A 23,433-nucleotide genomic window follows, 5' to 3' on the forward strand; every position below is an offset into this window, starting at 1 on the left:
CTCACTGACACCCCTCGAGCCCCACACCCCCACGCCTCGAAAGCACTCCCGCACCTCGAACCCTCGCCACAGCACGGAGGCACACACCATGAGTTCGACCAGCAGAAGGTACCGCCGCACAGCCTGTACGGGCCTGGCTCTCACCCTGCCCCTGGCGGCACTGGCCGCCTGCGGCGGGGGCGGCGGCACCGACGCGTCCGCGGAGGGCGGCAGCGGCAAGGGCACCATCAGTGTCTGGGCCCACCAGAGCCAGAAGAGCGAGGACGCCGCCGTGCAGGCCGCGGTGAAGTCCTTCAACTCCTCGCAGAGCGACATCAAGGTCGAGCTGAAGCTGATACCCGGCAACGACTACACCAAGACGATCACCGCCACCAGCGCCTCCGAACTGCCGGACGTGATGGAGTTCGACGGCCCGACCATGGCGAACTTCGTCTACAACAAGAAGCTCGCACCCATCGACGACTACGTCTCCGCCAAGACGATGGCCAACGCCACCGACGCGAGCAAGTCCCAGGGCGAGATCGGCGGCAAGCACTACGGCCTGGGCATGTACGACTCCGGCCTCGGGATCTACGGCAACAAGAAGCTGCTGGACGCGGCCGGCGTGAAGTACCCGACCAGCCTGTCCGACGGCTGGACCGCGGAGCAGTTCACGGACGCGCTCAAGACGCTGAAGGCCAAGGACTCCGACGGCAAGACCCTCGACATCCAGGAGAACAACGGTCTCGCCACCGAGTGGGGCGCCTACGGCTTCGCCCCCGTGGTCTGGTCGGCCGGAGGCTCGCTGCTCAAGGACGGCAAGGCGGAGGGCGCCCTCGACACTCCGGCGGCGGTCTCGGCGCTGAAGACCGTCCAGTCCTGGAAGACGTACGTCGACCCCAACACCGACGGCAACGCCTTCGCCAAGGGCCGCGTCGCCCTGAGCTGGGTCGGCCACTGGATGTACCCCACCTACAGCAAGGCCCTCGGTGACGACCTCGTCGTCCTGCCGCTGCCCGACTTCGGCAACGGCCCCAAGACCGGCCAGGGATCCTGGGCCTGGGGCATCGGCGCCGGCACCAAGAACGCCAAGGCCGCCGGCGCCTTCATGGACTACCTCCTCAACGACACCAACGTCACCGCGATGACGACGGCCAACGGCGCCCCGCCCGCCACCAGGACAGCGCTCGCCGCGTCCCCCCTGTACAAGCAGAGCGGCCCGCTCCAGCTCTTCGCCGACCAGCTCGCCAAGCCCTGCGGCGACAGCGACATCACCAAGTCCTGCGTCGCCGTCACGCGCCCGGTGACCGCCGGATACCCCACCATCACCGCCAAGTTCAGCGAGGCCCTCAACTCGGTCTACGGAGGCGCCGACCCGAAGAGCGCCCTGTCCAAGGCCGCCCGCGCCATCGACCAGGACTTCTCCGACAACGCCGGCTACGAGATCCCGTAGGACCATAGGCCGGGGGCGGGCCCGCGCACGCCGTGCCCGCCCCCGCCGGGAACAGGACCCATCCGTGACATCCGCCGAACCGGCACACGCCGCGCCCCACGCCCGGGAGAAGGCCCCACCCGTGACCGCCGACAAGCCCGCGCGCCCGGCGCGCCCGGCGCGCTCCGTGCGCAAGAACCGCGACTGGCTGCACGGACTGCTCATGTCCACGCCTGCCGTCGTCGGACTCGTCGCCTTCGTCGGCGTCCCGTTCGGCTACGCCGTCGTCCTCTCCTTCTACAACGTCCGCCTCGGCTCCCCGCTCGCGCCGGCCTTCTTCGGCCTGGAGCAGTACCGCCGACTGTTCACCGACCCCGACCTGTCCGGCCCGTTCCTGCGGGCCCTGCTGAACAACCTGACCTTCGCCGTGGTCGTCGTCCCCGTGCAGACGGCGCTGGCACTCGGGCTGGCGATCCTGCTCAACCGCAAGCTCAAGGCGATCGGCCTGTTCCGGTCCCTCTTCTTCATGCCGGTCGTCTTCCCGATGGCGCTGGTCGCCGTGATCTGGCGGCTCATTCTCGCCCGCAGCGACCAGGGCATGCTCAACTCCGCGCTGCACGCGGTGAGTTTCGGCAACTGGGGCGCCTTCGACTGGCTCGGCGACTCCGCCACCGCGATGGCCTCGATCATCGTGCTGTCCGTCTGGCAGGGAGTCGGCTTCCAGATGGTCATCCTGCTCGCCGGCCTCCAGCAGATCCCGGGCGAGCTCTACGAAGCCGCCGAACTCGACCGCGCGAGCCGCTGGCAGCAGTTCCGCCACGTCACCCTGCCCGGCATCCGCGGAACCCTCGTCTTCGTCGCCATGCTCACCTCGGTGCTCTCCTTCCGGGTCTTCGACCAGGTGTACGTCCTCGTCAAGGGCGGCGGCCTCAACGAGGACGCCGCCCGCACAGTGATGTACCAGGCCGTCACCACCGCCTTCGACCAGAACAACGTCGGCCAGGCGTCCGCGATCACCGTCGTCTTCTTCCTGATCGTCGTCGTCCTGACCCTCATCCAGCGCCGCGTCGTCCGGCCCGACAACGAGGACTGAGGACTGACCATGAGCATCCACACGGGCCTCACCCGCACACCCCTGCGCCGCTTCCTCGACTACGCCGTCCTGAGCGTGCTGGCCTTCATCTTCGCGCTGCCGGTGATCTACCTGTTCATGGGCAGCCTCAAGCCGTCCGACGAGGTCCTGAACGGCCTGTCCGGCTTCCTCCCGACCCACCTGTCCTTCGACAACTACACGGCCGTCCTCGACAGCCTCAACTCCGACAGCACCGGCTACTTCTGGCGCTTCATGGGCATCTCGCTGCTGCTGTCGTTCGTCGTGGTGACGGGTGGCCTGTTCGTCAACTCGATGGCGGCGTACGGCCTGTCACGGCTGAAGTGGCGTGGCCGGAACGCCGTCTTCACCCTCGTCCTGCTGCTGTTGCTGGTCCCGTTCGAGTCGGTGGCCGTCCCGCTCTTCTACATGTTCAACGACCAGCGCAACACGCTGTTCATCCAGGCGATCCCGTTCATCGCCAACGCCTTCTCGGTCTACCAGTTCCACACGTTCTTCCGCTCGATCCCGCCGAGTATCGAGGAAGCCGCCCGTCTCGACGGCGCGGGCCCCTGGCGCACCTTCTTCGCGATCATCGTCCCGATGTCGAAGCCGGCCTTCGCGTCCGTGGCGATCCTGACCTTCCTCATCCAGTGGGGCTCCTTCCTCTGGCCGGTCCTGATGGTCTCCGACCCCTCGGTACGCCCGCTGCCGTTGGAGATGAGTGTCTTCCAGGCCCAGCTGCCCCCGGACTGGGGCCAGATCCTCGCCTTCGGCGTCCTGCTCGTCCTGCCCGTCCTGATCGTCTTCGCCTTCTTCCAGCGCTGGTTCGTCCAGGGTGTCGCCAGCTCAGCCGTCAAGGGCTGAGCCGCTTCCCGAGTTCCCGAGAGGTACTGCTGGTGTGGACCACCCCACCGCCAACGCCCCGGCGGCCGCCTCTGCGAGCGAGGGCCTGCTGCCGTTCCTGCACGACGCGGTCCTCACCCTGTGCGCGCCGAGTCCGGCGATCTCCCGCGCGGACGGGCAGCTCGACGGGGGTGCCGCCGGTTTCTACCACGGTGACCGCAGGGCGTCGGCCCAGCTGACCGTCGCAACCGAAGGCATCACCCTCGCTCCGGTCGACGGCGGGCTGAGGGGAGCGAACCGGGCGGAATTCCGGTCGCTCCTGCGGGGCCTCGACGAGGTGGCGGTGGACCCGGCCCTCGCCCTGCACCGCCGCCGAACCGTCACGGCCGTACGACACTGTGATCGCCCTTCACGGCTTGACCGGGGCAGGCTTTCCCGACGCCGCCGCATCACTGGCAGAGGGCCTACTGACAGCGTCGACGGCATTCGACGCCCGCCTGCCCGAACTCTTCGCCGGCCACGGCAGGGAGGCGGGCCCGTACCCAGCCCCCTACCCGGCGTCCTGCCGACCCCAGGCGTGGGCAGCCGCTCCTCGGTCCTGGTACTGCGCTCGGTCCTCGGCCTGGATGCGGACGTCCCGGCCGGCACGGTCACCGTGGCCCCCACCTTCGCCGGGAGACACGCCCCGCTGACGGTGACGGGGCTCCAAGTCGGCGGCGGGCGGCTGGACGTCACGCTGACGGCGGACGGCTCGGTGGAGGTGACGGCCCCGGAGGGACTGGCAGTGGTGACAACCTGGGGGAGTCACGCCACCGCGTAGAGCCGGGACGACCCCTCCGGCTTTCCTCGCATCAGGCCGGCAGCGTGCTCAGCGTCGGTCGCGCCACGCTCGGGCCACGGCCGCGGCGGCATCCGCGGCCCGCTGTTCGATCTCAGCGGACACTCCCCGCTCGCCGAGCACGAAGAGCCGGCCCTTGGTGAGATGGGTGGTCGTCTTCCACCCCATACGTGCGCCCGGCCTTCCGAGCGGCACGCCGGACGCGTCCTTGAGCTCACCCACTGCCATATGCGTGCTGCAAGCGCAGAGGCCCTGCCGCTCACTCGGGCGGCAGGGCCTCCGGTCTGCTTTTCTCTGTGCCCCCGGCAGGATTCGAACCTGCGACACCCGCTTGAGGAGTTTTCCCAGGGCAGGCCTGTGACCTGCGGAAACAGCGGTCGCAGGGTGCCTGGCCTGGGAAAACACCCCTCCGCAGTTCTCATGTGTTCGCGGGGTTTCCCGGCCTCATGTGTGCCGAATCCGTTCCGGTCGGCCACCGGATTGAGGGTGGAGCCCTGAATCCGGACGGATGCCCGCTCCGGTTGCAAAGCTGTGAGCGGGTGGGAGCCCGTAGCCTGGGGCCAGTCCCTCGCGTGCCGGCGGGCGTGCGTGATCCATCCCGATGGGTCAATCGTTCGACGACCCACCGACGGGGCAGTAGCAGGTGGCCCGGTTCGGCCGGTTGGGCGAGGTGCTCTCGCAGCACGAGTTGGGGCGGTTTTCCTTCCTCGATGACGCAGACCGCGTGCTGGCCGGGCGGCACCGTGGGGAGCACAACCGCTTGGACCTCGACCTTCAGCTCGCCAACGGTGCTATCACCCGAGATTCGCCCGATGCCGGCAGCGGCCCGCCCTGCCGTCCGTGCTCGCGCTCATACTGGCGTACCCACGTGCGCAGCGTCTCGGGATTCATCTCGAGTTCCCGGGCGACATGAGCGATCGGCTTGCTGGATTTCAGTGCCAGCTGGACCGCTTCTTCGCGGAACTCCGGCGAGTACGGACTTGGACGTGCCACTTGCTTCTTCCCTCGATTCCTTACAGGACAACCCTATTGGGTCCCTGTCCGAGATCTTCGGGACCCCTCAGATCTTGGGGAGCTGGGTTTTTGCTGGTCGGGGCGTTGGGGGCTTGTGGTTGGGTGATCGTCGTTGGTCAGTATTGGCCACTGTCGGGTGGCCTCGGACGGCCCAGGGATGGCCCGGGTTGCGTCCAGAGAAGTGAGGTACGGACGCGTTCATCACCCCCGGTCGATCCGCATGTACACGACGGACACGGGCACCCCTGGGGATTGCGCCGCAGCCTCGACGATTCGTGTTCGTAAGAGCCGAGGGAGCCGGCCAACGGGCAAGTCCGGGGGCACCGATGTGGCACGAGCGAACCTGTGTTCTGACCGAGCGATACGGGGCTGGACGGGTGACGATGGAAGTACATCAAATTCGGCCACGTCGTTCCCGGAAGGAGGAGACACCATGACGCATCCCTCCGGTTCCTCGGATATCAACTCTCCGCACGGCGCGGAGCCACGAGACACCTCTGCGATGGGAAAGCCGAGTGCCCTGGCGAACCTGAGTTGGCAGATCCTTCTCACCATGGGCCTGGCCACTATCGCCCTGGGGGTCGTGATTTTTGCCTGGCCGAAAGAGACGTTGCAGGTCGTCGGCGTGCTCTTCGGCATCTACCTGCTGGTCACCGGAGTCTTCCAGCTGGCCGCCGCCTTCGGCACTCACGTTCCCGGTCATCTTCGGGCACTGCATTTCATCACGGGGGCGCTCTCCGTCCTGCTCGGTCTGATCTGCTTCCGGGGCACCCTGCAGTCGGTCCTGCTGCTTGCCCTGTGGATCGGCTTCAGCTGGCTGCTGCGCGGCATCATGATGACGGCCACGGCTTCCTCCGCCCCGGCCATGCCGGCGCGTGGCTGGATGCTGTTCTTCGGGATCATGAGCATGCTGGCGGGCGTCGTGCTGATCGTCTCACCGTTCACCTCGATTGCCGCGCTCACCTTGGCGGTGGGCGTCATGGCCCTAGTTCTTGGGGTGGTTGAGGTATTCCACGCCATCAAGATGCGGATCGAAGTCGGCCGCCTCGCTCCAGGCACTGCTGCCAAGCGGCGGCGGCGTCCTCTGTTCCACTCCGAGCCACATCCCCAACACTGATCACGGCAAAGGCTCCGGCACCCCGCTTGTGCAGCGCCCGCCGTACTGGGTGTCTGCGGCACGCAAAGCTCATCGGCGCCCTCCACCGCTGGTCAGGCCCTCCGCCGGCTGCCGCCGCTCCCGGCGAGGACGTGCCCGTGCCATCAGACGACCAGCTCTTCCGTCTGGCGCCTGCACAGCTATCGATCCGGCTGGAGAACCAGCTCCGATCTGGTGGCGTGCCCGGGGCAGGGAAAAGGCGCCGAGCGGTCGTTCCCGGCCAGCTAAGAGGGCGCGGGATCTGCCAGCCTGGTCCTACGGCTTCAATCGGTCGGTCGAAGGCCGGCCTCAGCGGCGAAAGTGGGTGCGGTGATGGCCGGCGCTCGGACGCGTGCCCGGGTGGTGATCGTGACGAATCCGCGCTCGGGCGGTGGTAAGCCTGCTCGTTACGGTCTGGTCCAGCGGGCCGAGGACATGGGCGCCCAGGTCTGGATGACCAGCGCGGATGAGGACGCGGCGTCGCTCGCGAGGAACGCCGTCCAGCAGGGGGCACAGGTGCTGGGAGTCGCGGGCGGCGACGGCACTGTATCGGCGGTCGCCGCGGTGGCCGCCGACACGGGCCGGTCGCTGGTCGTGATCCCGGCGGGCACCCGCAACCACTTCGCCCGGGACCTGGGCCTCGACGTCCGCGATCCGGCGCAGGCGCTGGGCGCCCTGGTCGACGGTGAGCCCGCACGGGTGGACCTGGGGGTGCTCGGCCCGCGCGTCTTCGTCAACAACGTCTCTTTCGGCATGTACGCCGACGCCCTGCTGGAGCCCGGGTACCGGGAGGGCAAGAAGCGCGCTTTCGCTGCGGTGGCACCCGATTACCTCAAGGGCAAGCAGTGGGTCGAGGCCTGCGTGGACACCCCATGGGAGGCCGTCGAGTTCCCGCAGGTGGTGCTGATCTCCAACAACCCCTACCACCTGGCCACACCGCGTTGGCTGGGGCGTCGCTTTTCGCTCAGCACAGGACTGCTGGGCGGCATCGTCCTCAAGCGCCCGACGGAGACGCCCCCGGATCTCCTCCGGCACCTGCGCAGCGAACTGCGACGACACAAGCGCGGTCTTGGTCCGGCAGGTGAAGGGGCTGTCGTCTGGTCGGCTTCCGGTATCACGCTGCACGGTGACGTGCGGCACCTGGACGCGGGGATCGACGGCGAAGCGGTGACGCTCCCTCTCCCCGTCATGTGTGGAATTCGGCCGGGTGCCCTGCGTGTGCTGCTGCCGAAGGACCGGCCGGGGATCCCGCCGGAGCGCGTGCCCGGGCGCCCGGGAGCACTGCGAGCAGGGGGCAACGGTTGACGGTTGACCAGCGGGTCAGCCCAACATGGGGACCACTGAGCTTGTCCTTTTGGGAAGCTGTTGTCTTTCCGGGCTTGAGGACCGCGTTTCCGCTGGTCGGGCAGAGGGTCGGTGATCACGTGGGAATGATGGCGTGTCGTGTCGTCGCTCCGGTGGGGGTCGTGGATGCCGCCGGTCGGGAAGCTGCACAAAAGGGCGATGAGGATTACGGTCGTTAAGTGCGGTTGATTGACCGTCGCGCGGAGAAGCAGGCGCTCCGCCAAGTGCTTGACAGCGTGCGGGCCGGGATGAGCGGGGTGCTGGTCCTCCGCGGGGAGCCCGGAGTGGGGAAGTCGGCGTTGCTCGACTACGCGGTCGAGCGTGCCGCGGACCTGCAGATCGTCCGGACGGTGGCGGTCGAGTCGGAGATGGCCCTGGGCTTTGCCGCTGTCCACCAGTTGCTCGTCCCCTTCCCGCACAGCGTGGACCGGCTGCCCGGGCCACAGCGGCGGGCGCTGGGCGTGGCCTTCGGACTGGTGAGCGGGCCGCCGGCCGATCCGTTCCTGGTCGGTCTGGCCGTGCTGACGCTGCTGGCAGACGCCGCCGAGGTTCGGCCGGTCCTGTGCGTGATCGACGACGCGCAGTGGCTGGACGACGAGTCCGCCGACGTCCTCGGCTTCGTGGCCCGTCGGCTGCTGGCCGACAAAGTCGGGATGCTGTTCGCGATCCGGGAAACCATGGAGCCGGACCCCCATCTGCAGGCGTTGCCGGGTCTTCGGCTCGCCGGCCTGCCGGAGCCGGACGCGCACGAGCTGCTGGCGACCGCGGTCGGCCGGCCCCCCGAGGCCGGAGTGGCGGAGCGCATCGTCGCCGGGACCGGTGGCAACCCCCTGGCCATTGTCGAGGCCACGGCCGAGCTGACCCCGGAGCAACTGCGCGGACAGGTACCGCTGCCCGAGCCGCTGCCCGTCGGCCACGAGCTCGAAGGCCTGTTCGGGCGCCGCGTGCGGAAACTTCCCACGGACACACAGACGCTGCTGTTGCTGGCGGCGGCGGAGCAGCCGGGCCGCGGCGATCGGCTGTGGCACGCGGCCGCCGCGCTGGGCATCCCGGAGGCCGCCGCGGTGCCCGCGGAGGCCGCGGGAATGGTGGCCTTCTGGCCGGAGGTGCGGTTCTCCCACCCGCTCGTCCGCTCGGCGGTCTACCACGCCGCGGCCCCGGGTCGGCGGCGGGAGGCCCACCGGGCCCTCGCGGCGGCCTGCGATCCGCAGCGCGATCCGGCTCCCCGGGCCTGGCACCTGGCCGCGGCCACCGCCAGGCCCGACGACGGGGTCGCGGATCAGCTTGTGGCGGCAGCGGACCGGGCCAGGAGCCGTGGTGGCTACGCCGCCGCGGCTGCGCTCCTGGAGCGCGCGGCGTTGCTGACCCCCGACGAGGAGCGGCGGGCCGAGCGCCGACTGTCGGCAGCACAGGCCCACGTGGTCGCGGGGGCGGTCGACCGGGCCGAGGCCCTGCTGGCCGAGGCCGCCACGGGTCTGCACGATCCGCTGTCGACCGCGCAGGCGACCGAGCTGAAGGGAAGGATCCGGTTCCACTGCGGACAGGTGGCCGAGTCCGCCTCCGTCCTGGCCTGTGCGGCACGGCGATTGCGGCCGCTCGACCCGCGCGCCGCGAGGGACGCGCTGCTCTCCGCACTGGAGGCCGCGGTGTTCGCCGGGTGGGCGCCCAGCGCCTCCCTCCTGCACGAGAACGCCCGAACGGCGCGGAACCTCCCACCCACGGGCGATCCTCCGGACTCGGCGGCCAATCTGCTGCTCCAGGGCTACACCGCACGGGTGACCGGCGGCTATGCGGCGGCCATGCCGGCGTTGCGCCGCACGATCCAGGCCTTCCTCGTGGACGAGGTGGACCCCGACGTCGCGCTCCAACGACTGGAACTGGCCGCCGTCGCGGCCGCCGATCTATTGGACGACGCCTCGGTGGAGCGACTGACCACTGACTGGATCGACCGGGCTCGCGCGAGCGGCGCCTTGGCCAGGCTGGCCGGCGCGCTCGCCTTTCGGAGCGCCTATGTCGACGGGCCCGCCGGACGGCTGGCCGCGGCCCGGGCCGCGGAGGCGGAGGCGCACGAACTGGCGGAGATGACCAACAATCCCGCCATCGTCCCTCCCACGGGCGCGCACACGCTGCTCACCCTCAGCCTGAGCGGCCGCGAGGCGGAAGCGCGTGCGACCGCGGCGGCGGTCGCACGGGAGGCCCCGGGCAGGGGCGCCGCCGGTGAGATGGCCATGGCGGCCTATTTCCTCGGCGTGCTGGAGATCAGCCTCGGCAACTACGGCTCCGCCATCGGATGCCTGGATCCGGCGTACACCGACGACACGCCGCTCGTCGGGACCCAGGCACTGCCCGACCTGGTAGAGGCAGCCGTCCGCGCCGGTCGGCGAGACCTGGCAGAACGCGCACTCCATCGTTTGGAGGACCGCGCGACCGCGACCGGCACTCCCCTCGCCCTCGGGTTGCTCGCCCGCTCCCGGGCCCTGCTGGCCACCCCGGCCGAGGCCCGGCAGGAGTACGAGGACGCGCTCCCGCTCCTCGGCCGGACCCGAGCCGTTCCCCAGCTCGCCCGCGCCCACCTCCTCTACGGCGAGTGGCTGCGCCGCCAGCGTCGGCGTGGGGAGGCACGCGACCAGCTGCGCACCGCGCACGACATGTTCGACGGCATGGGCCTCCACGGCTTCGCCGAGCGGGCGCGCGTGGAACTGCGCGCCACGGGCGAGTGCGCCCGGAAGCGGGAGCTGGGGACTCCCGAGGAGCTCACCCCCCAGGAGGCGCAGATCGCCGTCCTGGTGAGCCTGGGAGAAGCGAACCGGGAGATCGCCGCGCAGCTGTTCGTCAGCCCGAGCACCGTGGAGTACCACCTGCGCAAGGTGTTCCGGAAGCTCGGGGTGACCTCCCGCACCCAGCTCGCCCACCGTGTCCTCGACAAGAGCTCCGGTGTCTTCCCCCCGATCCCCGCCTCCGACCGTTCCCTCCTCGGTGGACGCCGCTGATCCCGCGGCCTGCCATCGAGCGTCGTCGTCGGATCCGGGAAGCCCGATCGGGTCGGCCGGTGGCCCCGGAATCGACACTCGCCCGGAGCGGTGGACTAAGGATTTCGGGGATTCCACGTCGTCTGCCGCGCCCTAGCGTCGTTGGTGAGGGGACCGTGCCGAGCAGACGCTGGGGTCGAAGCCGATGACATCGCGGGATGGGCGGAGGCGACCTGCGCCGATGCTGCTGGTGGGGTCCGGGGTGACCGGGCGCTCTATCCGTGAGGCGGTCGGCGGTTCACGCAATGTCGTCATCGAGCTCAGCAGGCCACCGACGGCACGCCCGCCCTCTCGCGTCAACGCGAGAGGTGACACAGCGCACATAGGAGGGAGCCATGACAAGCACGATCAACGAGTACCGGGCGGGACTGAAGGTGGGACCGAGGTCGGAGTTCCTCGCCATCGGGGACGTCATCCCGGGGCGCGAAGAGGCGCTGCGCGACACCCTGGAGCGGCACAGGTCGGACCCGCACATCCAGCAGGCCATCAAGGAGATCGGCACGCTGCACGAGGCCCGGTTCGTCCTCCTGGACGGTGACACGCGGCTCATGTTCGCCAGCAGCTTCGATGGACCGTGGGATGTGTACATCGACGACTTCGCCCGCACGGACATCGGCCGGGCCTTCGACGAGACCTGGGGGCACGTGCAGGGCTACCCGGGCGTCAAGTCCCCCCACATCAAGGAGTGGTTCAAGGAGCACACGGTGGTGGCGGGCAATTTTGTCTGCGCCTATCCCGAGCCGACGGTGAAGCAGGTCTTGAAGGCGCTGGCCCTGCAGCAGGCCTTCCAGCAGGTGCTCGACGACCCTCACGCCGCGGAGGCGCTCCAGCACCCGGCGCTGAAGCCGCTGCTCGAAATGGCCGCCGACTGAACCGGCCGACGGACCCGCGGGGTCGGCGGCGCGGGTCCTGCGGTCCGCGGCAAGACGTGCGTTTCGTGGGGCGGTCGACATCCCGATCAGGAGTCCACCGAGGTCACGACATCTCACGGGATCAACGCGACGGGTCGCCCGGCTCGTACAGGAGGAAGACATGACAACCAAGACCAATGTGAAGTCGGGGAAGGGGCTCAGCGACGGAGTGATCTCCGAGCTGGCCACGTACTGGAACGTCCTGCCCGGCCACGAGGACGAGCTGCGCGCGGCGACTCAGCGGTTCGCCGACGTGCTCCGCCAAATCCCCCCTGACAAGAACATCCACACCGGCCTGCGGGACAGCCGCCACGTGATCTTCGACAACGGGCAACGGCTGATGTGGGCCACGACCTTCGAGAACGACTGGGACCCCTACTTCGATGATTTCGTCCAGATCGGCGTCGAGCACTTCCTGGACTGGTTGCAGCACACCGCCCAGTACACGGACGTCTCGGCGTGGGTCGAATCGTCCGGCGGGGTCGAGAAGTTCCGCCTGGACAACCCCGACATCGAGGCGCAGATGAAGCGGACCGTCGGCGGACTCAAGGCGATCGTCCAGTCGGTGCAGAGCCCCGCCACCGGGTACTTCAACCAGTTGAGCGCCTGGACGATGCCGCAGATCGTCAAGGCCCAGCGTCTGCAGGAGGCCTTCCAGCAGGTGCTCGACGACTCTCGCGCCGCGGAGGCGCTCCAGCACCCGGCGCTGAAGCCGCTGCTCGAAATGGCCGCCGACTGAGCCCGCCGGCGGTCCCGCGGGGATGGCGCCGCCGCCCCCGCGAGCCCACTGGACAGTGCTGTCAACGACTGCTGAGGGAGCACCATGACCACCGACACGGGCGCCGCGCTCGAACTTGGCGACATCCAGGCCGCTGCCCTGACGCCCCGGCCCAACCCGTATGCGGGCGCGTATCTGGCCCTGCGCATCGATGACCGGCACGCGGCGCGGGAACTGCTGAGGCGGCTGATCCCCCTTCTGGAGCCGGTGTCCTCGTTCGACCCGGGCAGGCCGGTCTCGCTCGGGGTGGGGCTCAGCTTCGCCGGGCTCGAGGCGATCGGCGTGCCGGCGGAGTCACTGGCCACCTTCCCGTCCGAGTTCCAGCTGGGCATGGCCGCTCGCGCGGCCGAGATCGGCGACGTCGGGGAGAACGCACCGGAGCACTGGGAGGCGCCGCTGGGCTCGAAGGACGTCCACCTCGTGGTGGCCGCGCTGGCGCGGGACACCGCCCTCATGGAGGCCCTGGTCGTCCTGGCGCAGGACGCGGTCCGCGACCTGCGCGGCGTCTCGCCCATCTGGCAACTTGACGTACACGTGCCGCCGGACGGGCGCGAGCAGTTCGGCTTCAAGGACAGCATCAGCGAGCCGACCGTGGAGGGCACCAACATCCTCGGCAGCAACCCGCACGAGGCACCGCTGAAGGCGGGCGAGTTCGTCCTGGGCTACGAGGACGAGAACGGCGACCTGCCCCCGATGCCGCAGCCCGAGGTGCTTGGCCGCAACGGCACCTACGTGGCCTTCCGCAAGCTGCACCAGCGCGTGGCGGCCTTCCGCCGGTACCTGCGTGACAACGCCGCGGACACCGAGGCCACGTGGCTCGCGGCCAAGTTCGTCGGCCGCTGGCCCAGTGGCGCGCCACTCGCCCTGTCCCCGGACAAGGACAACCCCGAGCTGGGCGGCGATCCCACGCGCAACAACGCGTTCCTCTACGGCGACGACCCGCGGGGCCTGAAGTGCCCGGTCGGCGCGCACGCCCGACGGATGAACGCCCGCGACTCGGTCATCACCGGTCAGGTGCGCCTGCACCGCATGATCCGGCGCGGCACCAACTACGGCCCGTCGCTGCCCCCTGGCGTGCTGGAGGACGACGGTGCCGAACGCGGCCTGATGTTCGCCTTCGTCGGCGCGCACCTGGCTCGGCAGTTCGAGTTCGTCCAGAAGCAGTGGGTGCACGACGGCAAGTTCATCGGCGCGCCCGCCGAGCGGGACCCGTTGATCGGTGTGCAGGACGGTGGTGAGTTCACCATCCCGCAGCGCCCGATCCGCCGCCGCCTCCGGGGGCTGCCCGACTTCGTCGTCAACCGGGGCGGAGAGTACTGCTTCATGCCCGGCCTCCGGGCGCTGCGCTGGCTCGCCGATCTCGACACCTGAGATCAGGAGGTTCATCATGGCAGACCACTTCTCCGGCCCGCGGGCCCTTGCTGACCCCGCGTCCGACATCACCGACGTGTACGCCTTCCCCAGCCCGGAACAGCCCGGTCATCTGGTGCTCGTCCTGGACGTATTCCCGGCTGCCGCACCCACGGCCCTGTTCTCCGACGCGCTCGACTACCGCTTCCGTCTCCGGCCGGTGACGGCCACGACGGCCGGCGGCACACCGGCCTTCGTGGCCGGCGCTGACGAGTACACCTTCGACTTCCGCTTCGCCGTTCCGTCCCCGGGCGACGGCCCCGGCACCGTGGTGCAGGCCGGCACGTGCACCACGCCTGGCGGGGCGGAGATCCCGTTCCGGGTCGGCGAGAAGCAGCCGACCGAGACGCGCGGTGTGCGGATCTTCGCCGGTGCGCGGCTCGATCCGTTCTTCATCGACCTGGCAGGCGTGTTGGCCACCGAGGCGCAGGAGCAGTTGGCGTTCAAGGCCAGGGCCGCCAACTCCCTGGACGGCATGAACGTGCTGGCCATCGTCCTCGAACTCGACATCGCCACGGTGCTCGGCAGCGACACCGGCCCGCTGATGGCCGTCGTCGGCGAGACCGTGACCTCCCACGGTCACCCGGTCCGGCTGGAGCGCATGGGCCGACCGGAGATCAAGAACGTCATCATGCGGAGCTCGAAGTTCGATCCCGTCAACCGCGATCTCGAGATCCGCGACCTCTACAACGCGGAGGACGCCTTCAACCTGAGCCAGGACTACGTCGGAGCCTACCGCGCCCGGTTGAGCGCCAATTTGGCCTTCTTCGACCGGCTGGACGGCAAGACCGACTGGCCGCTCGACGATCAGGGCGTCCACCCCCTGACCGAGTTGCTGCTGGCGGACTTCCTCGTCGTCGACACGTCCAAGCCGTTCTCCGACGGCAGCGACCTCGAGATCGAGCGCGCCGTGCTCACGGGCCGCCCGCACACCACCTGCGGCGGCCGGTCGCCCGAGGACGACATCATCGACACGCTCTACACCCTGCTGGTCGGCGGCCTCGACGGACCGCGGATCAGTGACGGCGTCGACCAGCCGACCCAGCCGGTGTCCCGCACGTTTCCCTACCTGGTTCCCCCCAACCCGAATCCGCCGGATCTGAAGACCGTCTTCGCCGCGCTGTCGGCGCCACCGAAGGAGGCAGCATCATCACCGGGCTGACCGAGGACGACCGCCGACCGGCCACCACCAGCGGGGTCATCGCCGTGGCGAACCTGCAGGCCCAGATCGACAGTCTGGTGGCGGGGCTCCATGGGCCACGATCAGGGCAGACGACAGCGGCACCTGCGGAGGTGGCCGGACAGGCCCTCCTGGTCGACCTGCTCATCCTGCGCGGGCAGGTGCTGGGCCGTATCGCCGACTACGAACGCGCCGCGGAGCTGGCCGAGCAGCTGGTACGCGCCGCGCCGGACGACGATGCGTCCTGGCTCGTCCGGGCCAGGACGCAAGCCACCTTCCACCGCTTCGCCGAGGCACTGGCCGACCTCGACGCCGCAAGGCGACGAGGTTCGGAGCAGGCCACGCTGGACGCGGAGCAGGCGGCGATCCTCCAGGCGGTCGCGTGCTACGCCGAGGCCCTCGTGCTGCGCCGGACCGCAGCAAAACGCCGGCCCGACTTCACGACGTTGAGTGCGCTGGCCGTGCTCCAGGCCGAGCGCGGGAAAGTCGCCCAGGCGGAGCACCTGTTCATCGAGGCGCGACGCCGCCATCGGGGTGTCTCGCCGTTCCCCGTCGCCGAGCTCGACTTCCGGCGCGGACTGATGTGGCTCGGCGAGCGGAACCTTTCCGCCGCCCGTGCCTGGTTCGACGCCGCCGTGAGCCGGGTGCCGGCCTACGCCCCGGCAATGGGCCACCTCGCCGAGGTCGACGCGGCCCTGGGTGCTCGTGACGCCGCCATCGACCGCCTGCGCCCCCTGGCGCTGTCCAGCGACGACCCCGAGTACGCGGCCGGCCTTGCCGGCGTCCTCAGCGACGCCGGCCACCCTCACGAGGCCGAGCAATGGCGCATCAGCGCGGCGGCCCGCTACGACGAGCTGGTCCTGCGCCATCCGGAGGCCTTCGTCGATCACGCCGCCGACTTCTGGCTCACCGTGGGTGGCGATCGGCCAAAAGGGCTCCAACTGGTCTCGCGGAATCACGCGCACCGGGCAACCCGCGCACTGGCCCTGCCCCACCGCGTCATTCCGACCGACTCATGGCCGACCGACTCATGGCTTGCTGACCCCGACACGTAGGACTGGAAATGCAGCCATGGACGACAGCTACGACCTGGTGGTGATCGGCGCAGGCCCGGCCGGGGAGGTCGCGGCCGAGCTCGCGGCCGTCTTCGGGCGCAAGGTGCTCATCGTCGAGCGGAACACGCCCGGCGGGGTGGTCACGACCACCGGCGGCGCGCCCACCAAGGCTCTGCGCGAAGCCGCGCTCTACCTGACCGGCTACCGCCAGGAGGAGGTCTACGGCGTCCGGGCGGCAGCGCCGTTGGAGGCGGTGATGCCCACCCTCCGCGCCAGAATCGAGCATGTGCGCGACGTGCTGCAGGAAGCCGTCGCACACCGGCTCGTCGTACGCGGCATCGCCTACCTCCAGGGAACCGCCCGACTCGACGCGGACCGTACCGTCCACATCACCTCGCCCGACGGACTGGCGCGCGAGGTCACGGCGCACGCGGTCCTGATAGCGACGGGGTCACGCCCGACGCACTACCCGGGCATTCCCTTCGACGATCCGGACGTCTACGACTCCGACGCGATCTACTCGCTTCGCACCGTCCCGAAACACATCGTCATCGTTGGCGGCGGCCCCATCGGCGTCGAGTTCGCCACCGTGTTCACCGCGCTGGGCGTCCCGGCCACACTCATCAGCAATTCCGATCGCCTGCTGCCGAACATCGACGGCGAACTGGCCGGGCTGGTGGCCGACGAGTTCCGGCGGCGCGGAGTCCAGCTGGTCTTGGGCGCCGGCGCAGACACGGTGAGCCGCATCGACGGCCGGCTGACTGTCAGGCTCTCGACCGGCACCGTCCTGACCGGGGACGCCGTCTTGTTCGCCGCCGGCCGCGCCCCCAACACAGAAGGCCTCGGCCTCGAACCGGCCGGCGTGCACCTCGACGCCCGCGGCCGGATCATCGTCGACCGCTACTACCGGACGACCGCTCCAGGGATCTACGCAGCCGGCGACGTGGTCAAACCAGGGCTCGCCTCCAACGCCATGCAGCAAGGACGCGCAGCAGCAGCCCACGCCTGCGGACTCGTCTTCGGCGTGGAGATCGACCAGACCGCCAGCAGCGCCGTCTACGGCCTACCCGAAGTCGCCGGCGTCGGGGCGACCGAAGAACAGATCCAGGCCGCCGGCATCCCCTACGCGGTGGGCCGCTGCGACCTGGCCGTTACCCCGCGCGGGGCGATCGCCGGACACGGCGGGCTGCTGAAGCTGATCTTCCGCGCCGATGATCGCAAGCTGCTCGGCGTCCACTGCTTCGGCGACATCGCCTCCGAAGTGGTCGGCCTGGGCCACGTCGTCCTCCAGCTCGGAGGCAGGGTGGAATTGTTCCTCACACTCGCGCTCAATACCCCCACCTACAGCTACGCCTACCATGACGCGACTGTCGACGGCCTGACCCGGCTGACCAAGCTGATGGGCATAGCTGATAGCGGGGGCACTGGCGACGCGGCACAGTGACGGCGGCCGTGCCGGGACAGCACATGCCTCTCCAACTCGCCCGCGTCGATCGCCGAAAGGAACGCCGCGGCGGCAGGGCCCGGGTCCGGGGCGGCTCTGGCTGCACGACCTGCGGCACTGCGCGGCGACCCTGTCTCTGGCCGCCGGCCTGCACATGAAGGCCATCCAGAAACTGCTGGGGCACTCCTCCTACTCGCTGACCGCTGACACGTACACCTCGGTACTGCCGCAGTCCGAGGAAGCCCAAGCCGAGGCCCCCTGCTTTGGTTCCACGCAGCTCACCAGCGCTGCGGGACGTCACCCAGGAACCGGAGGAGAGGCCTGACGTTCCCTCGGAAGACGGTGAGGTTCCCACGGAGGATGCTGCTTGACAGCGCGTTCCCATACGTTCCCATGGAAGGTGAAAATGCCCCTCGGAGATCTACTCCGAGGGGCATTTCTGATGCTCCGATGCAGGTCAGGGCGGTAATGCGTTGTGCCCCCGGCAGGATTCGAACCTGCGACACCCGCTTTAGGAGTTTTCCCTGGGCAGGTCTGTGACCTGCGGAAAAAGTGGTAGCAGGGTGCCTCGCCTGGGAAAACACCCCTCCGCAGTTCTCATGTGTCCGCGGGGTTTCCCGGCCTCATGTGTGCTGAATCCGTTCCGGGCCGGCTGCAGGGGAGACCTCTTGTCGCAGGCCGCGGGCGCGCGGCCAGGGGAGACATGGGCCGCGGAGGTCCGTGGAGGCTTGCGCTATGCAATTGGAGGTATATACCGTTGATTGCATGATGGAGCGGTGGGAGATCGAGATCGAACCCGAGGTGCGGGATTGGCTGGAGCTGCTTCCGTTTCGTCTCTACCGGCGGGTGGAGGACAAGACGGACCGTCTGCTGGACGAGCCGACGACGCTCGGTGAGCCGTACTCGCGGCACCTGGGCGGCAAACTGCGTGAGCTGCGCTTCGAGCTGGACGGCGAGGCCGTGCGCATCCCGTACTGGCTCGCTCCTGGGCAGCGGATCGTTCTGCTGACGGTCTTCCGCAAGACGAGGATGCGTGAGGCGGCGGAAGTCGAGCGTGCGCACCAGGCCCAGAAGGTCTGCGAGGCCGAGCATGGTCATGCCCAGTACACCTACGAGCGGCGCAAGGAGAGCTGATGAATCACAGCACGTGGAGGACGCGCCGGGCCCGGCAGCTTGCGGGTGAGGCGGTGGAGTACGACCAGGAATACGTCGACGCGCGGCTGGCCGGCGATCTCGGGCAGGCGGTCTACGACCGTCGGATCGAGCTCGGTCTGTCCCAGGCCGAGCTGGCCGAGCGGGCCGGGATGACGCAGCCTCAGGTGTCCCGGATGGAGGGCGGCGACACCGTGCCGACGCTCCCGCTGCTGCGACGCCTGGCCAAGGCCCTGGACGGCACCCTGAACCTGGCCATCGACGAGGGCGACTCCCGGGTCACCTTCACCCCGCACGCCGCCTGAAACCGAACCGTCAAAGGCCCCGGACCATGATCGGTCCGGGGCCTTTCGGCTGGTGCCCCGACAGGATTCGAACCTGCGACACCCCTTCAAAAGTTCGAACCGTACCTGCCTTCGGCGCCATTATTGGTTGGTCCGAAGGCCATCCATTCGACATTAGGAGTGGCTGCTCGGCATCGTTGATGTCAGTCGTAGATGTCAGAACTCGCGCGAGATCCACCGGTCGCCGAGGGGCTCAAGGGGTACGACCGCACTGCTTGCTCCACGTTTACAACAGGCCGTTTCGGCGGAGCTCCTCCTGACGCCGACGGTCCGCATCAGCGCCACTTTTGCCACGAGCTGCTCGTGCTCGCTTTCGCATCTTGCGAGGGGTGCGTTCCTGGGCATCAAGTACCCGGTCGTACTTGTTCTTACCATCCACGCTTGACGGATCAACTGGGTCTCCGCCGTGCAGGTTGTAAGCAACGAACCACTGGCTCACAGTCGCCCCCTTGCCCTTGACGCCACCGGTCTCGGCATAGCGTCGGCCCCCTGAAGTCGGTGAAGGGCACTCTACTCAGCGTGGCTGGCGTGCGCCATGGCCTGCGGCGAAGGATGTCCGAGTCGATAGACGTAGCCAGGGCGCGGCCCGCGTCGACCTCGACGGATACGTCTGGGGTGTGAAGTGGCACTCCTTGTCCCCAGGTGCGAAGGTCCTCCTCAGTCGGAAGCGACCCGCCGTTGGGCGCAAGCCGTTGGGATCGACTTCCATGAGGTTCGCATCGAGACCAACGCGCACCGTCTCACCCTGCTCTTCTCGGACTTGCAGGTCAGTGAGGTGCCGGACGGATACGCGCCCTTTGCCACGGAGTAGCGGGCATCCCTTCCGCTCCGACGAGCTGCCGAGTGGACGTAGTGGCACGCGTGTGGCACGACCCCGGATACGACGAAGGGCCAGCCTGGGAGGAAAGCCCTCCTGAGCTGGCCCTTTTCTCTGTGCCCCCGGCAGGATTCGAACCTGCGACACCCGCTTTAGGAGTTCGATCCCCGCCCGCCTCTGGCGCCGTCATCGGCTGGTCCGACGGTCGCTCAGGGGTGCTGCTGTGTGCCGCCGTCCGGCCTCGTTGATGTCAACGTTGGATGTCACCGAAACAGCTCCGGGACTGGGCAGACCTCCAACGGTTCCTCCGGCCGGTCCGCCCACCTCCACCAGGTGTGCCGATCGGCGCACCTCCACAGCACCCGGCAGGTTCGCCGGCCGTCGTCGTCTCGCCCGGAAAGCACGAGACCGCCCGACTTCAGGGGCTGGCTGCACTCAGGACAAGACGGAGCGTCGTCGGCCATATGGCGAACCCTAAACGGGGCTATCGGTTGATCGGGATCTCATAGACGATCTCGCAGTGAGCCGTTGGCACCACGATGTCCGCGGTCTCCACGGGCTGCCCCTGGTCGCTGTAGTAGGTCCGCCGGATGTGCGTGACGAGCGCGGCCTTCTGGATCCCGAGGAGCGAGGCCTCCTCGGTGGTCGCGTGCCGTGGCTCCGGCTGCTCCACGACATGGCTGACGGTGATGCCGATCGCGGCCATGCGGTTCACGACGCCAGCCCCGGCGTGCGGCCCTCCCTCGGGCAGAACGACGAGCGTGCCGGCGGTGAGGTCGTACGGCTCCCAACTCGTCGACAGCTGCACCGGTCTGCCGTCGGCAAGGAACTCGTAGGCGGTCCGGACGCATAGGTCACCCTCGGCGATACCGAGACGCGCCGCGATCTCCGTCGGCGCCGGGACCTTGGCGTCGGTCCGGCTCTCCCAGTCTCCCTGCCTGCCCACGGCCTTCATGTCCGCGCGAAACGGGGAACCCTGGGGCTGCTCGCGCGCCGACGAACGCACCACCCGGACGCGCTGCCGGGGCTCGGCGACATAGGTACCGGAACCGGCGCGACCTTCCAGCACACCTTGGGAGATCAGCAGTTCCTGTGCTCGGCGGACCACGTTCTCGCCCACCTCGCACTCCTGGGCGATCTGGGCGCGGGAGGGAAGCCGGTCCCCCGCTGTCCACTCGTGCTCCGCGATCCGCCGCCGTAGTTCGTCGGCGATGCGGAGATAGGGCGGCTGCTCAGGCATATGGAAAATCTAGTCCACTAGCTCTAATCTAGTTAACTAGCTTCACTCAAAGTGATCGCCGGTGACGGAGGCTGCCCTGTGCCTGCTTCGGAAGTAAGCGCGGAGGTCATCGCGGCTCGGTTATCGGCCGTCGGGCTCGCCACGCGTGTGGAGGAACACGACGGATCCACGTCCATCGAAGCGGAGGTGCCGGAATCGCTCCCCGCCGAGACATGGAGGGAGGTCCTGGAAGTGGTGGCCGAGGCCGATCGGTTCGGGCTTCTCGCCACCAGCATGAACGGCCGCACCCTCTGGGCGGTCGTACACAAAGCGGTCCCCACGACGGGCGATGTCGGGGGACCGGGCCATCAGCGATAGGAGCTGAGCAGCGTGCTCAATCGTATCCGTCGTACCGTCACGCGCATCGGTGAGCGGTACCGCCACAAGGGCCGGCACCGCCGCCCCGCAACGCCTCTGCGGCCATTGGCCGTTCCTCCCGGGGTGGCCTACGGGGTATCGCTTTTCCCGCGACAGCGAAGCGAACATACGGACGTTCTGATGGGCGAGGAGACCGCGCTCGTCCGCCCGTACGTGCTGGCCAGTGAGGAACGCGCGCGACACCGCTCGACGGCTGTGCCCTGCCCGCCCTTCGTCGGTCCCTGGTTCGCCTCGGCGGGTGACCGCTGATGCCTCCTCGTCAGCAGCCCCACCCTGTGGATGTGAAAGCGGACTCCTACCGGTCGAGCTCCTGCCGTATCGGTACACACCGCGCATGTGCGGAGTCGTCCCCGGCAACAGCACCGGTTGACGTACCGGTGATCTACGAGGTCTGCGATTGCCCCTGCCACACGGTTGTTGTTCGAGACACGGCGGCGGAGGTGGCGCGGTGAGAGGCCGGGCACCCAGCGGCGCGCTGGCCTCCACCGTCGAGATCACCTCGGCCAGCGTGCAGCGCGGCGACGTCATCGAGGTCGGCGGTCAGCAGTGCCGGGTGATCGACCTCTTCCAACTGCCCGGTGGAGCCAGACAGATTGTGTTCGAGTCGGGGGAGCGGCTGACCATGCACCCGGGGACTCGGCTCCTTGCCGTGCGCATCCTGAGAGTGCGGGGCGGTGATCCGGTCCATGCCCTCTCGCCGCGACGCTATCGCCGATGACCTCCGGGACCGGATCGCCACCGGCCGGATCGGTGCCGGCGAACGCCTTCCCTCTGAGGCCCACCTCGCCTCGCAATACAGGGTCAGCACCCCGACGCTGCGGAACGCTCTCGCCGTGCTCCAGGCGGAAGGCCTCGTCGAGAAAGTCCACGGCAAGGGGAACTTCGTACGTCGCCCCCTTCACAGAATCACGTACGTCGGAGGGGGTCGGACACCCGGAGGGCGGGCCGTTGCCGACGCAGCAGCTCTGAGCGTCAGTGTCCACACCACCCGGCTTCGGGCCCGTGGACATCTGGTGGCACTGCTGATGGTGTCGACCAGTAGTCCTCTGACCGAGTTCCTCTGCGTCAGCCATGAGGACGAGAAGCCGCACAGCTTGACCCGCATCTATGTCCCCAGCGACCTGGCGCCGGCCGCCATGCTCCGCGAGTCGCCATCGTATGAGGACGTGATGACGAGACTGACGGAGCTACGCCCGCCGCTGGCTGAAGTTCGGGAGAGGGTCAGCGTGCGACTCCCGACACCGGAGGAAGCATCCGCCCTGCGTATCAGCTCTGCCTTGGCGGTCCTCGCGATTACACGCCAGACCGCCGATACCACTGGGCGCGTGGTTGAGGCCGCGCTCCTCGTGCTCCCGGGGGACCGCGCCGACGCGGTCTTCACCACCCACTACCTGAACGACGAGAGGGGGGCAGAAGGATGACGGCGTCGAACGAGCTGCGGCTCCTCCCATGGTCGGGGCCCGACGGCAAGCCCTGCTTCCTCAGCACCGATGACAGCAGTGGCCACATGTCCCGCCTGGCCGACAACATTGAAGCGGTGCAACTCGGCATGGCGACCGAACTTCTGGACCAGGCGCTGGACATGGTTGCCGACGCCGAGACAGAGCCGGACGACCTGCGGCTACTGGTGAAGGACCTGACTGGAGCCCTGAGGGAGACGCTTCGCGTAGCAACGAGCCGAGGCCACCGCCTGCTGGTCACCGAGCTCACCGCTCCTGAAGGAAGGGACCCAGAGCACGGCTGCGGCCGTGAGCTTCGGTATCCGTAGCGCGTACCCATGGGAGGGGAACCCGACTGGTGCTTGGGTTCCCCTCCCCGTTATCAGGCTCTGGCGCCTGTGTAGCGTCGTTGCTGTCTGGGGATGTCAGGCTGACGGCCACGCCGTTCAGGCACACGACTCCGGAGGCCCTTTCCGTCTCACGTATCTCAGCAGTTCACAGGCCTGAGAACTGGCCCTAAAGCTCCTCCGGTCCACAAG

The 23,433-nt window shown here is 68.9% G+C and carries 24 protein-coding genes and 1 pseudogene; 22 read left to right on the forward strand and 3 right to left on the reverse strand.

From position 1 onward, the window contains the following. Positions 1 to 88: 88 nt before the first annotated feature. From AOK11_RS12665 to AOK11_RS44805, 4 genes are all read left to right on the forward strand, one after another. Positions 89 to 1,432 (forward strand): ABC transporter substrate-binding protein, encoded by a 1,344-nt coding sequence (locus AOK11_RS12665; RefSeq protein ID WP_055593784.1) that lies wholly within the window; start codon positions 89 to 91, stop codon positions 1,430 to 1,432. A gap of 64 nt (positions 1,433 to 1,496) precedes the next feature. Continuing rightward, on the forward strand, positions 1,497 to 2,504 hold the full coding sequence (locus AOK11_RS12670; RefSeq protein ID WP_055593785.1) for an ABC transporter permease subunit: 1,008 nt from the start codon (positions 1,497 to 1,499) through the stop codon (positions 2,502 to 2,504). Between the two features lie 9 nt (positions 2,505 to 2,513). Then, the gene (locus tag AOK11_RS12675; RefSeq protein WP_055593786.1) at positions 2,514 to 3,368 is read left to right on the forward strand and encodes a carbohydrate ABC transporter permease; all 855 of its coding nucleotides are present in this window, start codon (positions 2,514 to 2,516) and stop codon (positions 3,366 to 3,368) included. Positions 3,369 to 3,402: 34 nt separating this feature from the next. After that, positions 3,403 to 4,167 (forward strand): glycogen debranching N-terminal domain-containing protein, encoded by a 765-nt coding sequence (locus AOK11_RS44805; protein ID WP_055593787.1) that lies wholly within the window; start codon positions 3,403 to 3,405, stop codon positions 4,165 to 4,167. Positions 4,168 to 4,215: 48 nt separating this feature from the next. Here the strand turns inward: AOK11_RS44805 and AOK11_RS12685 are convergent, their stop codons facing one another. Together AOK11_RS12685 and AOK11_RS39720 are read right to left on the reverse strand one after the other, a co-directional pair. Then, positions 4,216 to 4,413: a hypothetical protein gene (locus AOK11_RS12685; protein WP_055593788.1), complete on the reverse strand. Its 198-nt coding sequence runs from the start codon at positions 4,411 to 4,413 to the stop codon at positions 4,216 to 4,218. 546 nt (positions 4,414 to 4,959) lie between these two features. Then, a complete protein-coding gene (locus AOK11_RS39720) occupies positions 4,960 to 5,178 on the reverse strand; it encodes a transposase (RefSeq protein WP_079034798.1) in 219 nt (72 codons plus the stop codon). Between the two features lie 454 nt (positions 5,179 to 5,632). On the opposite strand from AOK11_RS39720, the gene AOK11_RS12690 reads away from it, so the two are divergent. The 13 genes and pseudogenes from AOK11_RS12690 to AOK11_RS46740 form a co-directional block, all read left to right on the forward strand. After that, a complete protein-coding gene (locus AOK11_RS12690; RefSeq protein ID WP_055593789.1) occupies positions 5,633 to 6,316 on the forward strand; it encodes an HdeD family acid-resistance protein in 684 nt (227 codons plus the stop codon). Positions 6,317 to 6,703: 387 nt separating this feature from the next. Further along, entirely contained in the window at positions 6,704 to 7,639 is a 936-nt protein-coding gene (locus AOK11_RS12695; RefSeq protein WP_240497324.1) for a diacylglycerol/lipid kinase family protein, read from the forward strand. Between the two features lie 218 nt (positions 7,640 to 7,857). Continuing rightward, positions 7,858 to 10,668 (forward strand): helix-turn-helix transcriptional regulator, encoded by a 2,811-nt coding sequence (locus tag AOK11_RS12700; RefSeq protein WP_079034799.1) that lies wholly within the window; start codon positions 7,858 to 7,860, stop codon positions 10,666 to 10,668. A gap of 374 nt (positions 10,669 to 11,042) precedes the next feature. Then, entirely contained in the window at positions 11,043 to 11,579 is a 537-nt protein-coding gene (locus AOK11_RS12705) for a hypothetical protein (RefSeq protein ID WP_055593792.1), read from the forward strand. Positions 11,580 to 11,739: 160 nt separating this feature from the next. After that, positions 11,740 to 12,357 carry a hypothetical protein gene (locus AOK11_RS12710; protein ID WP_055593793.1) on the forward strand — a complete coding sequence of 206 codons (618 nt, stop codon included), beginning with the start codon at positions 11,740 to 11,742 and terminating at the stop codon, positions 12,355 to 12,357. An 84-nt stretch (positions 12,358 to 12,441) separates the two neighbouring features. Continuing rightward, a complete protein-coding gene (locus AOK11_RS12715) occupies positions 12,442 to 13,767 on the forward strand; it encodes a Dyp-type peroxidase (RefSeq protein ID WP_055593794.1) in 1,326 nt (441 codons plus the stop codon). 16 nt (positions 13,768 to 13,783) lie between these two features. Continuing rightward, positions 13,784 to 14,968, forward strand: coding sequence for a DUF4331 family protein (locus AOK11_RS12720; RefSeq protein WP_055593795.1), 1,185 nt, complete (start codon positions 13,784 to 13,786; stop codon positions 14,966 to 14,968). Between the two features lie 44 nt (positions 14,969 to 15,012). Further along, entirely contained in the window at positions 15,013 to 16,041 is a 1,029-nt protein-coding gene (locus AOK11_RS12725) for a tetratricopeptide repeat protein (RefSeq protein WP_157869345.1), read from the forward strand. Between the two features lie 16 nt (positions 16,042 to 16,057). Next, positions 16,058 to 17,485 carry an FAD-dependent oxidoreductase gene (locus tag AOK11_RS12730; protein WP_055593797.1) on the forward strand — a complete coding sequence of 476 codons (1,428 nt, stop codon included), beginning with the start codon at positions 16,058 to 16,060 and terminating at the stop codon, positions 17,483 to 17,485. Between the two features lie 100 nt (positions 17,486 to 17,585). Further along, a complete protein-coding gene (locus AOK11_RS44810) occupies positions 17,586 to 17,810 on the forward strand; it encodes a tyrosine-type recombinase/integrase (RefSeq protein ID WP_107098569.1) in 225 nt (74 codons plus the stop codon). A 440-nt stretch (positions 17,811 to 18,250) separates the two neighbouring features. Next, on the forward strand, positions 18,251 to 18,619 hold the full coding sequence (locus AOK11_RS12735) for a type II toxin-antitoxin system RelE/ParE family toxin (RefSeq protein ID WP_055593798.1): 369 nt from the start codon (positions 18,251 to 18,253) through the stop codon (positions 18,617 to 18,619). Beyond that, positions 18,619 to 18,942 carry a helix-turn-helix domain-containing protein gene (locus AOK11_RS12740; RefSeq protein ID WP_055593799.1) on the forward strand — a complete coding sequence of 108 codons (324 nt, stop codon included), beginning with the start codon at positions 18,619 to 18,621 and terminating at the stop codon, positions 18,940 to 18,942. The genes AOK11_RS12735 and AOK11_RS12740 overlap by 1 nt, the downstream gene beginning before the upstream one ends. Before the next feature lie 611 nt (positions 18,943 to 19,553). Continuing rightward, positions 19,554 to 19,792, forward strand: a pseudogene (locus AOK11_RS46740) (YxiG-like protein); the annotation flags it as partial. A 490-nt stretch (positions 19,793 to 20,282) separates the two neighbouring features. Here AOK11_RS46740 and AOK11_RS12750 read toward each other — a convergent pair. After that, positions 20,283 to 21,038, reverse strand: coding sequence for a GntR family transcriptional regulator (locus tag AOK11_RS12750; protein WP_055593800.1), 756 nt, complete (start codon positions 21,036 to 21,038; stop codon positions 20,283 to 20,285). A gap of 78 nt (positions 21,039 to 21,116) precedes the next feature. Between AOK11_RS12750 and AOK11_RS44815 the strand changes: the two genes are divergently transcribed. The 5 genes from AOK11_RS44815 (at position 21,117) to AOK11_RS12770 (ending at position 23,223) form a co-directional block, all read left to right on the forward strand. Continuing rightward, positions 21,117 to 21,395, forward strand: coding sequence for a hypothetical protein (locus AOK11_RS44815; RefSeq protein WP_055593801.1), 279 nt, complete (start codon positions 21,117 to 21,119; stop codon positions 21,393 to 21,395). A gap of 180 nt (positions 21,396 to 21,575) precedes the next feature. Then, positions 21,576 to 21,704: a hypothetical protein gene (locus AOK11_RS46185; protein WP_276204818.1), complete on the forward strand. Its 129-nt coding sequence runs from the start codon at positions 21,576 to 21,578 to the stop codon at positions 21,702 to 21,704. Positions 21,705 to 21,903: 199 nt separating this feature from the next. Beyond that, positions 21,904 to 22,173: a hypothetical protein gene (locus tag AOK11_RS12760; RefSeq protein ID WP_055593802.1), complete on the forward strand. Its 270-nt coding sequence runs from the start codon at positions 21,904 to 21,906 to the stop codon at positions 22,171 to 22,173. Then, complete coding sequence (locus AOK11_RS12765; protein ID WP_055593803.1) at positions 22,142 to 22,876, forward strand: GntR family transcriptional regulator; 735 nt, start codon at positions 22,142 to 22,144, stop codon at positions 22,874 to 22,876. Before AOK11_RS12760 ends, AOK11_RS12765 begins: the two co-directional genes overlap by 32 nt. Next, complete coding sequence (locus AOK11_RS12770) at positions 22,873 to 23,223, forward strand: hypothetical protein (protein ID WP_055593804.1); 351 nt, start codon at positions 22,873 to 22,875, stop codon at positions 23,221 to 23,223. The genes AOK11_RS12765 and AOK11_RS12770 overlap by 4 nt, the downstream gene beginning before the upstream one ends. Positions 23,224 to 23,433: the final 210 nt, after the last annotated feature.

It is taken from the genome of Streptomyces hirsutus (assembly GCF_001418415.1).
In the GTDB taxonomy this organism is placed as follows: Bacteria; Actinomycetota; Actinomycetes; order Streptomycetales; family Streptomycetaceae; genus Streptomyces; species Streptomyces hirsutus.